This window comes from Paenibacillus sp. FSL L8-0494 (genome assembly GCF_038003695.1).
GTDB lineage: Bacteria > Bacillota > Bacilli > Paenibacillales > Paenibacillaceae > Paenibacillus_AQ > Paenibacillus_AQ odorifer.
This window is the reverse complement of sequence record NZ_JBBOPQ010000001.1, coordinates 6,477,991-6,489,233: the sequence shown is the minus strand read 5'-3', so window position 1 is coordinate 6,489,233 and position 11,243 is coordinate 6,477,991. Positions and strand designations below refer to the sequence as shown.

Annotated in this window: 9 protein-coding genes; 7 read left to right on the top strand and 2 right to left on the bottom strand. The window is 45.6% G+C overall.

Annotated elements, in window-relative coordinates; genetic code table 11:
- Positions 1-60: 60 nt before the first annotated feature.
- Positions 61-978 (bottom strand): TetR/AcrR family transcriptional regulator, encoded by a 918-nt coding sequence (locus tag NYE35_RS29325; RefSeq protein ID WP_036681609.1) that lies wholly within the window; start codon positions 976-978, stop codon positions 61-63.
- Positions 979-1,205: 227 nt separating this feature from the next.
- On the opposite strand from NYE35_RS29325, the gene cls reads away from it, so the two are divergent.
- Positions 1,206-2,714, top strand: coding sequence for a cardiolipin synthase (gene cls / locus NYE35_RS29320; protein ID WP_036681607.1), 1,509 nt, complete (start codon positions 1,206-1,208; stop codon positions 2,712-2,714).
- A gap of 50 nt (positions 2,715-2,764) precedes the next feature.
- Here the strand turns inward: cls and NYE35_RS29315 are convergent, their stop codons facing one another.
- Positions 2,765-4,300: a phospholipase D family protein gene (locus NYE35_RS29315; protein WP_052097373.1), complete on the bottom strand. Its 1,536-nt coding sequence runs from the start codon at positions 4,298-4,300 to the stop codon at positions 2,765-2,767.
- Between the two features lie 283 nt (positions 4,301-4,583).
- Between NYE35_RS29315 and fni the strand changes: the two genes are divergently transcribed.
- The 6 genes from fni (at position 4,584) to prmC (ending at position 11,238) form a co-directional block, all read left to right on the top strand.
- Positions 4,584-5,723 (top strand): type 2 isopentenyl-diphosphate Delta-isomerase, encoded by a 1,140-nt coding sequence (gene fni, locus NYE35_RS29310; RefSeq protein ID WP_080742651.1) that lies wholly within the window; start codon positions 4,584-4,586, stop codon positions 5,721-5,723.
- A gap of 36 nt (positions 5,724-5,759) precedes the next feature.
- Positions 5,760-6,230, top strand: a complete 471-nt coding sequence (locus NYE35_RS29305; RefSeq protein WP_235219460.1) for a GNAT family N-acetyltransferase — start codon at positions 5,760-5,762, stop codon at positions 6,228-6,230.
- A 168-nt stretch (positions 6,231-6,398) separates the two neighbouring features.
- Positions 6,399-7,766 (top strand): S41 family peptidase, encoded by a 1,368-nt coding sequence (locus NYE35_RS29300; RefSeq protein WP_143763750.1) that lies wholly within the window; start codon positions 6,399-6,401, stop codon positions 7,764-7,766.
- Between the two features lie 100 nt (positions 7,767-7,866).
- Complete coding sequence (ychF, locus tag NYE35_RS29295; RefSeq protein WP_036681604.1) at positions 7,867-8,967, top strand: redox-regulated ATPase YchF; 1,101 nt, start codon at positions 7,867-7,869, stop codon at positions 8,965-8,967.
- Between the two features lie 233 nt (positions 8,968-9,200).
- Positions 9,201-10,277 (top strand): peptide chain release factor 1, encoded by a 1,077-nt coding sequence (prfA, locus tag NYE35_RS29290; protein ID WP_036681601.1) that lies wholly within the window; start codon positions 9,201-9,203, stop codon positions 10,275-10,277.
- Between the two features lie 4 nt (positions 10,278-10,281).
- The gene (gene prmC, locus NYE35_RS29285) at positions 10,282-11,238 is read left to right on the top strand and encodes a peptide chain release factor N(5)-glutamine methyltransferase (protein WP_445321961.1); all 957 of its coding nucleotides are present in this window, start codon (positions 10,282-10,284) and stop codon (positions 11,236-11,238) included.
- Positions 11,239-11,243: the final 5 nt, after the last annotated feature.

The window sequence follows — 11,243 nt, the reverse complement described above, 5'->3', positions numbered from 1 at the left end:
AAAAATTCATAATACTCACTATCCATGACTTTCTCTCTACCGAACTCTTCTTAGAGTCAATTAACGAAATACACATGAATTGTGCGGAATTGAGGCAATTAGCTTCCTCAGCTCTTCTAATTCTGCTGTGAGCTCAGAGCAGGATTGGAGGTTGGACAGCATCCCCTGAATGATTGCTTTTCGTGGGTGAGGTATAAGCACTTCACCTTCCAGAATATTGAGCGATTCCAGCAGATCGGCTGCTTCTTCGGATTCTATACTATTTAATTTACTGACCACAGTCTTCATTTCTTTAATGAGCTGTAATGGATTCTTTCGTTTATTCTCCTCATTCTCCGCCATCCAGTTCGCTAAAGTAGCAGAGTTGATTAGTGGAACCTGTTTACTAGTGAGTAAGCCAGACACAATCATATCCATTAGATTCATTAGATGATCTGCCATATCGGCAATGGGTACCTGCGTATCCTTACGAAAAATAACCGCAATATAAGACTTGATGAGACCATGTCCGATCATACATAAATCTCCGGTATAGGGAACGACGTCTTTTCCATAGAGCAACTCCATCTTCACCTGGAACCATCTTAAGAAGGAAGCGTTGTTTCTCCGCAGCCAGTCCGGGACTTCAGTATCAAATCCTTTGCCCGCAACCTCCTGAATTTGACGCTGCAAGAACTCGCGCAATTCGTACACGTGACTTAGCAGAATTTCTATCTGATTCCTAAGCTTCTCACGTGGTGTTCGTCGGGTTTCCTGTTCTTCACGTAACAAGGGATCACGAATCATCCGATAACAATAAAGGAAGATACTGCGCTCCAGTTCTTCTTTTGATTTAAATACCAGATACAAACTGCCCTTCGAAATCCCACATAATTCAGCGATCTCTTGCATGGATGTGGACGAGGAGCCTTTCACAGCGAATAACTGCATGGCGATCTTAATAATTTGTTCCTGCTTGTCAATAGTTTTATCATTCATTAAAGGATTAACCTCCTTTCTGACTACTGGGTTCTATAATTGACTAGTTGGTCAAAATTATTATATTCCATCCAACCAGGCAATACAAATATCGGAACAGAAGGGTTACAGTTTTGTCGTAAATAGACTTTTGCACAGTAATTAGCTAGGAAGAAAAGGGTTCTTCATGTAATATATAAAATGTGTCAATTTCGTGTTGCTTGTATGAATAAGAAGGTAGGTAGAGTATGAGAAGAGGACTTCAATCTATAATTATCATTGGGGCATTCATAGCATTTTATTATTTTGGTTTCGGCATTTTTGGGAGTACTGCGGGAACGATTATTAGTATCTTCTCCACTCTGACAGTTATTTCGATTAGCTTGGCTATTTTTATGGAGAACCGTAATCCTTCTACAACAATGTCATGGATCTTATTGCTTGCGTTGATCCCGGTGCTGGGACTGGTCTTCTATTTTCTATTTGGGCAAAATGTGTTCAAACGCCGTAAATATGATAAAAAGGCACAAAGAGACCTTATGGCCTACGAAAGAATTGAGAATGACGCTTTACGTACGCACCAAGATTGGTCAGTCTTTGATCCCTCGCGCCAAAAACTGTTGCTGTTATCCAAGACTTTAGCACGTACTCCTATATCCTTTGCATCAGAAACTCGTATCCTCACTAATGGTGAAGAGACGTTTGGTACGTTATTGTTGGAGCTCCGTCAAGCTAAGCATCACATTCATATGGAGTATTACATCTTCCGGGCGGACCACATTGGAACACGCATTAAACAAATTCTGATCGATAAAGCTCGTGCCGGTGTTGCAGTCAGATTTATGTATGATGCCGTTGGCAGTTTTCAGCTTTCCAAAGCTTTTTTGAAGGAAATGAGTGACGCCGGAGTTCAGGTGGCTTCTTACGGAAATTCAACATCCTTTTTTTCCAGCCGTGTGAATTACCGGAATCACCGTAAAATTGTTGTGATCGACGGAGATGTCGGATTCATGGGTGGTCTCAATGTAGGCGATGAATATTTAAGCCGCAGTAAGACTTATGGATTTTGGCGTGACACACATATGTTGGTTAGAGGCGAAGCGGTACGGACGATGCAAATTATTTTCCTGCAAGATTGGATGCACACTACGGGTGAAAAAATACTGGAGCAAGACTACCTCACTCCACAACTTCGCTTTATGACAGGTGATGGAGCCGTACAGATTATTGCTAGCGGACCGGATAACGAACGTCGTGCGCTCAAAAACATTTTCTTCTCCATGATCACTTCTGCCGAGAAATCGGTGTGGATTGCCAGTCCATATTTTATTCCTGATGAGGACATCTTAACTGCACTGCGTGTAGCCGCTATTTCTGGTTTAGATGTGCGATTGTTATTCCCGGCTAAGCCGGATAAATGGATTCCTTTTCTGGCTTCACATTCTTATTTCCCGGCGTTGCTGGAAGCTGGCGTGAAGATTTATGAATATGAAAAGGGATTTATCCACTCTAAGCTGCTTATCGTCGATGGTGAAATAGCAACAATCGGTACGGCCAATATGGATATGCGCAGCTTCCACCTTAACTTTGAAGTGAATGCATTACTAATTCAGACGGAGAGTGTTGCTCGTATTGTGGCTGATTTTGAGCGGGATTTATTATCTACCAGCTTAATTGAGCATGAGGAATTTATGAATAAGCGTATGGTGATCCGTATACTGGAATCTGCTGCTCGACTTATGTCGCCGTTACTATAACCAAAAACCACCGCAGAGGGTGTTTTGCCTCATCTGCGGTGGTTTTTGCTTTAAAAAGTAGTTAAGCCCAAGGTGGTCTGCAACCGGAACAGGATATATTTGAACCAGGTCACTTCGCCCTGATAAGCCTCAAAAGGTAGGGTATACTCATGGTCCTCGTTATTCCACAGTCGATTGAAGTAGGCTTCCATCTGGGCATAAAGAGGCTGATCTTGTTTTACAGATACCCACAGATTATTCTCCAGGTTGTAGTCATCCAGATTGCGTGTCGTGAAATTGGTGGAACCGCCAAGAATGATGGAACTTCCAGTCTGTTTGGCAATGAAAAGCAGCTTCGAGTGATATTGTTCTTTGGTCGTGTTGTACCAGCGAATAGAGATTTTTCCGTTCGTGCGCTTGTTCAGGTTCATGGCAACTGGACGGTTAGGAATGCCGATTTTATCACGGCCGAAGGCGTTCTGATTGGGGTCCAGTATCAATCTTACCGTAGCCCCTCGTTCGGTAGCTTCTACCAATTCATCGAGAATTGCATCATCGGCAAGGTAGAACATACCCATCCAAATGGTGTCACCCTCCTGTGCAGATTGGAGGGCTTGTCTTGCATATTTATATACCTTTCCTTCCGTTAAATAGCGGACTCCCATAGATTCTTCAGAGTGCTGGTCCTTATCCTTGGTGAAATCCGGCTCATAAGTGAGCAATGGCCCTGCATCCGAAAGATTGACCGCGGCCTGTTCCGTCTGGAGAATATCAGCAATAATTGGACCTTGTACTTCCAGAGCGATATTGGAATGATAGGCGCTGGCATCATGGATATTTCCTGAGGAGATTAGAGCGCTATTCTCACTAACAACCACCTTACGGTGATTAGCTTTTACATTGAGTAGCTTCAAATAAGAACGAGCAGTAATATCCGGTCCGCCGCTGGCCATAAGATTCGGAATCCGGCCTTCGCCCGACTGTCCGAACCATTGAATAAAGGTACGCCAGACAGCAGAATAAGCAGGCGTAGAATCGCGTAGAGCATTTACATCAGTCATAATCACTTTAATCCCTGCAGACTTCATCTCTTCCAGGAGATGATTAGGTGCAGAGTTGTAATTGGTATTAACCTCATCCGTAATGAAGACGATCTCCATCTCAGGATAAGTAGTTTTTTGTAAAATAAGCTTGTCCGTCAACATTCGACTGACTGGAGGAAATGACTGATCTTTATGGGTATAATCATTGAAAAGAAAGAGGTCAATCACCAAAAATTCATCGGACTCCTCGATAATTTGTAGAATCCTCGAAAGAATCTGACTTTCTTGAGTGCCCGTGGCTGTACCGTCCGAATAGGTTAAGTCGTGCCAGAAGGATACATGATTTGTTTTGTATATGGGGCTTTCAAAGGAAATACCGCTGGGTAGAGGTTTGTGCGTCTGATAAATCATTACGCCGGTTAACCAAAGGAGTAGAATGACGAAAGCCCATAACACCCGTGTACGGCGGCGTGAAGTGGAACGTTTCTTCGTAGTTAAACCGGGAGCGTAGTTTATATCTTTAGGTTTATGGGGGTGAACGGGTTGCTGACGATCTGAATTCATGGAAGTTCCTCCTGAAATTATTGCAGAGCACTTCCTTAGGATTGTGATGCTCCGGTGTATTACCAACCTATTAACACCTAGTGGAGCGAAATGAAGCAGCCCAAATATCCTTAACATTAATAAATAACATTCAGCTAGCTATAATGAGTTTGAACGATTAGTACGAAGTTTATGAAATTAATGATTACTAAGCCGGAGAATTGTAATCGCTAACCTCATATTGTAAATTCATCTGTAGGGATATGTTATAATAAATCGAGTTTGGGAATAGGAGGAACGCAGCATGAATCATACGCCAGAAGAGGCCGTGCCATATGATGCGACTAGGCAGTCTGGCGCAGATCATGGCAAGGACCTGCCGGCTGTAGAGGCTTCTGACAAAAGATCTTTATTGCCTACATCGAAGACAGGCGAACGCAAAATTGAACATGTACGCCTTTGCCTAAATGAAGAAGTAGGTGGCGTCGGTGTGACTACAGGGTTTGAACATTACAGATTTCAGCATAATGCTCTTCCAGAGCTGAATTTTGACGATATATCATTGCAGACTACGTTTTTGGATCGCAAGCTGCGTACACCGCTGCTCATCAGCTCGATGACAGGTGGCAGCGCAGCTACAGGAGCGATTAACGCCCGGTTGGCCACAGCTGCACAGCGTCGTGGTTGGGCGCTGGGTGTAGGCTCGGTCCGGGCGGCAGTGGAGCGCTCTGAGCTTACGGCGACCTTTTATGTGCGGGATCAAGCACCTGATATTCCGGTTATCGCCAATATTGGTGCTGTACAGCTGTCCTATGGTTTTGGGATTGAGGAATGTCGCCGGGCTGTGGATATCGCAGGTGCTGATTTTCTTGTACTGCATCTGAATGGGCTGCAAGAGGTCTTTCAACCGGAAGGGAACACTGGTTTTGCCTCTTTGCTATCCCAGATAGAGAAGGTATGCCGTGCACTTGAAGTCCCTGTAGGTGTGAAAGAAGTAGGCTGGGGCATTGATGGAGATGCAGCTGCACGTCTTTATAATGCAGGTGCGGCTTTTATTGATGTTGCGGGTGCAGGCGGGACATCCTGGAGTCAGGTGGAGAAGTTCCGCAGTGTAGATCCTATACGGCGGGCAGCGGCGGAGGCTTTCGCAGATTGGGGTACTCCAACAGCTGATTGTATCACAGAGGTGCGCGCAGTTTCCCCGCAGGGCGCTTTGATTGGCAGCGGCGGACTAAAACATGGCGTGGATGCAGCGAAAGCACTGGCACTTGGAGCTGATCTGGCAGGCTTTGGCCGCAATCTGTTAGGGCCGGCTGTCGATTCTGAAGAGGCGCTGGATGCTGCATTGGCACAGGTTGAGCTGGAGCTAAAAATAGCAATGTTTGGTATTGGCGCTCCAGATTTAGCAACTTTACGTGGTACTTCCCGTTTAATACGTAAATAGGATGGTAAATATTGAAGCGAGGAAGTGAGTAAGATTATGATTAAACTGGTCCATATGGATGAGTCGGCCTTTCAATTTTTCTTAGGTCAAGCTACCCGGGATTATGCGGAAGATAAGATCAGCGCCGGTGCTTGGGATCCGGAGATCGCGATGAAGCTGTCTGAGGAAGCCATAACACGCTCTTTGCCAAAAGGGCTGCACACAGATGGTGCTTATCTATATTCTATAGTAGAAATAAGCAGTGATGAACAGGTTGGTTATATCTGGTTTAACGTAAGTGAAGGCCGAGGCGGCCGCGAGGCTTTCATTTATGATTTTTATGTTTTTGAACCGTTCCAGAGTAAGGGTTATGGCAAGCAGGCTATGATCGCACTCGATGAAGAAGCCCGGGAGATGAATGTTACCAAAATCGGGTTACACGTCTTCGGCCAGAACAATCGCGCATTTGAGTTATACAAAAAAATGGGATATATCGTAACTGACATCACAATGTCTAAAGATCTATAGTCCATAAGTGTGAGGACCTCGAAAGAGGTCCTTTTTTGTTGTTCTACTGAATTATTATGTAAATAATTGTGATAAATATATTTGATTTAGGATGATTAGGAAAATATGATTAAAAAATAAATTCCTGAAAATGGATTAAGTCATAAAGAGAGAAAAGGGGGGATTAAGGTGAGGCCAAGGACTGTATCGTGGGTGGTTGTTTCTGCAGTAGTATTACTATTACTGGTCAGCTGCAACAGTGGCGATTTACCAGGAAAGAAGAAATCTGAGTCTGAGCAAGTCCAGGCAAGTCCGGTTGCACCGCTAGCCTCTTCAGCTGTAGTTGAAGATCAATCAGAAATAGCTTTGCCTTCATTGACGGTAGAACAAAGGCTAGAGGATTTTGATTACATGTGGAAGATTATTGAGGAGAACTATCCTTTCTTAGAGGTGAATAAACGTCTCAATGGAGAGGATTGGCTTGCAAAAAAAGAGGAATACCGCAATAAAATAGCAGCCGTGAAATCGGATGATGAGTTTTTGAAACGTATGAGATTTGTCCTTAGCAGATTAAACAATGGGCATACAAATTTTATATCCAAGGAAGAATACCCCTGGTATCTACATACGTATGCTCAGTTAGGTTTTGGTTTTGAGCCTTGGGTCAACGTGTTTCAGCAGCCTAACGTATTGGCCCGTTACAACCAGAAACCTTTAGCGGAGCAGCAAAGCTCTAATGATATCAATAACGATATGCATAATGGTGGAGATGGAGTAGGAGATGTAACAAAAAAGACTTCTGGGAATGTAAAAAAAGTCATTATAGAGCCCGATCGAATCGCTTATCTCGGCATGCAAAGCTTTGACGGGAGTCTCATGGAGATGGACAGCTCCGAGATCCATGATTTTTTAATAGAGGTAAAGGACTATAAGACATTAATATTAGATATCCGCGGAAATGGGGGAGGAAACAGTAATTATTGGAGAATTCATCTTGTCCCTATGTTGATCAATAAACCTATCGAATACAATACATACTTACTTTATACAAGAGGCAAATATGCGGAGACCTTTATGCAAGCACGTCAGATTACAAAGGGGCAACAACCTATTGCTGGCATCAAAGATGAGCAACTGCCCAAGCTGCCAACCGAAGCTTTAAAGATGTTTAAGACATATAGAAAAACAAATGATGTAGTAACCCCTAATAAATCTGTTGGATTTAAAGGGAAAATCTATTTGCTGGTAGATAGCTCTGTGTATTCATCATCGGAAGGTCTTGCAGCCTTTGTAAAAGGCACCGGGTTTGCAACGGTTGTAGGCGGCAGGACAGGTGGGGATGGACTAGGGATAGATCCGCTTGTTGTTGCATTGCCTAATAGCGGTTATCTCTTCAGGTTTTCCTTTGAAATGGGTCTGAATTCTGATGGAAGTTGTAATGAAGAGGTAAAGACTGTGCCTGATGTGGAGGTTGATCCGGATAAATCTAAGCCATTACTGGACCAGCCGGCGATAAAAAAGGTATTAGAGCTTGCGCGTTCGGACACATCTGCCTGACATCCGGTGTTGCTGGCGAATATGTTCTAATATATAATGGTTTAGATCGTATAGCTTATTCGGATGATCAATTTAGCTGAAAATAGGAGTTGTCATATAAATGGCTTTGAAAGCTGGAATCGTCGGTCTTCCTAACGTAGGAAAATCCACATTGTTTAATGCGATAACGCAAGCGGGTGCAGAATCCGCTAACTACCCTTTTTGTACCATTGACCCTAACGTTGGTGTTGTTGAAGTTCCAGACGAACGTCTTGATAAACTGACTGAGCTGGTACAGCCGAACAAGACCGTACCTACTGCTTTTGAATTTGTTGATATTGCTGGTCTCGTGCGTGGTGCCAGTAAAGGAGAAGGACTAGGCAACAAGTTCCTGGCCCATATCCGTGAAGTAGATGCTATCGTGCATGTGGTTCGTTGTTTTGAAGATGAGAACGTTACCCACGTTGATGGAAAGGTAAATCCGATCAGCGACATCCAGACCATTAATCTGGAGTTGATTCTTGCTGATATTGAGAGCATTGAGAAGCGGATTGAGCGTTCCCGTAAGAATATCAAAGGCGGCGACAAGAAATACGCTCAAGAAGTTGAGCTGCTAGAACGCGTCAAAGAAGTGCTCTACGAAGATAAACCTGCACGTAGTATAGAATTGTCTGATGACGAGAAGCTTATTATCCGTGATCTTCATTTGTTAACATTGAAGCCAGTGCTGTATGCGGCGAATGTAAGTGAAGATGAAGTGGCAAGTGCTGAGGACAATCCTTATGTACAGCAAGTTCGCGATTTTGCAGCTACTGAAGGTGCAGAAGTTGTTCCGATCAGTGCTAAGGTGGAAGCAGAAATTGCTGAGCTTGAAGGTGAAGATAAAGCTATGTTCCTGGAAGAGCTGGGACTGGAAGAATCCGGCCTTAACCGGTTGATTAAAGCGGCTTATAAACTGCTTGGCTTGTATACGTATTTCACAGCAGGCGTTCAGGAAGTTCGGGCGTGGACGATTCGTCGCGGCACCAAAGCACCTGGAGCTGCCGGTGTAATTCATACAGATTTCGAACGGGGATTTATCCGTGCTGAAGTAGTGGCTTACGCGGATCTTGTGGCAGCTGGTTCCATGAACGGTGCGAAGGAACGTGGTCAACTGCGTCTTGAAGGTAAAGAATATTTGGTGCAAGACGGCGACGTAATGCATTTCCGTTTTAACGTTTAAGAAGGTTTAAGTGTACGAATGATATAGGGGTCATCTCGAGCAGTGGGAGTTTCTATTGCTGGGATGATCCTTTTTAAAAATATAAGCTTTTTATTAAGGTATTGTGCGTACGGAACTGTAGCCATTTCACAATATCTTTGGTATAATATAAAGTCGTATATCTATTTTTATGACAGTACAAATTTGATGTTATATTTGCGAATTTGAAATTGAATCAGGAGAGGTGAATTCCCTTGTTGGACCGATTGCAATCCCTGGCGGACCGCTATGAGAAGCTCAGTGAACTGCTTTGTGATCCGGATGTTGCAAACGACAGTAAGAAACTGAGGGACTATTCCAAAGAACAATCAGACCTACAGCCCGCATTTGAGGCGTATACTGAATATAAGAGTGTAATGGAAGAGCTTGAAGCTGCTAAGCAGATGCAAGGCGAAAAGCTTGATGATGAGATGAAAGAAATGGTTAAGATGGAAATTGATGACCTTTCCAAACGTCAAGTGGAGCTGGAAGAGAGAATCCGCGTGTTGCTGCTGCCTAAAGACCCGAATGATGATAAGAACGTAATCGTTGAAATTCGTGGTGCAGCGGGTGGAGATGAAGCAGCATTGTTCGCTTCAGATCTTTACCGGATGTACACTCGTTATGCTGATGCACAAGGATGGCGCGTTGAGTTAATGGATGTTAACGCGAGTGATCTTGGTGGATTCAAAGAGGTAATCTTCCTTATTAACGGCCGTGGTGCATACAGTAAGCTGAAATACGAAAGTGGTGCGCATCGCGTACAACGTATCCCAGCGACCGAATCCGGAGGTCGTATTCATACCTCTACTTCTACGGTGTCCGTGATGCCGGAAGCTGAGGCTTTTGAGATCGAGATCCATGATAAAGATATTCGCGTGGATACCTTCTGTTCAAGTGGTGCAGGCGGACAGTCTGTAAATACGACCAAGTCTGCAGTACGTGTAACCCATGTACCTACAGGCATCGTTGCTACCTGTCAGGACGGTAAGTCACAGAACTCCAATAAAGAAAAAGCGCTGCAAGTGCTTCGTGCCCGTATCTCTGATATGAAACGGCAGGAAGAAGAAGCGAAGTATGCTGGTGAACGGAAGAGTAAAGTAGGTACGGGTGACCGTAGTGAGCGCATTCGGACGTATAACTTCCCGCAGAGCCGGGTTACAGACCATCGTATTGGCCTGACACTGCACCGTTTGGAGCAGGTTATGAACGGAGAAATCACTGAAATTATCTCAGCCCTTTCAATCGCTGAACAAGCTGACTTGATGGATAATATGGATAATGGAGAATAATGCTTTGAACGATGGCGTATATGTCATGTCGGAAGTCAAAAGCATCCGGGAAGCCTTTGCGGAGGCTTCTTCTTTTTTGAGCCGGAGCGGCTGCAATGAACCGCAGCGCAGTGCACAATTGCTGCTGGAGCATGTGCTTGGAGTGTCTGGCGCAGCTTATTATATGGCGTTGGCAGATCCTTTTCCAGCAGCGGTTAAGGAAGCATTTGAGGCGGGAGTTACCCGCCGGGGCGCTGGTGAGCCGGTGCAGTATATCATCGGCGAGCAAGAATTTTACGGGCGGCCTTTTGAGGTGACGCCTGACGTGCTTATTCCGCGGCCGGAGACGGAGCTGCTTGTCGAGGCGATTTTACGTTACGGCGCGGAGCTTTGGCCGAACGGCGTTGTAACGCCGGGCGAAGCGGCGCTGGATAGCGCGGGCGGCGCTGCGGCCCGCAACGGAGGCGCCGCAAGACCGCTGGCCGCCGTCGATATCGGCGCCGGCAGCGGAGCGATCTCCGTCACGTTGGCGGCGGAAGCGCCGGCGTGGCGGGTCTGCGCCGGCGATATTTCGCCGGCGGCTCTGGCTGTGGCCGAGCGCAACGCTTTGCGCAATGGCACAGCTGTGGACTTTCGGCTCGGCGATCTGCTCGAGCCGTTCACGGGGATGGAGACGGATATTCTCGTCTCCAACCCGCCATACATCCCCGGCGAGGATATCGCCGGGCTGCAGCGTGAGGTGCGCGACCATGAGCCGCGCACTGCGCTGGATGGCGGAGCGGACGGGCTGGACCCGTACCGCCGCATGATGGAGCAGCTGACGCTGCTCCCGGCACCGCCGCGCCTGATCGGCTTTGAGCTTGGCTTCGGTCAAGCTGAGCAAGTCGCTGCACTCCTTGCGGCAGCGGGCCATTGGACGGAGATTATCACCATTAATGATCTGGCTGGAATCCCGCGTCATGTGCTAGGCATAACGAAATAATATTG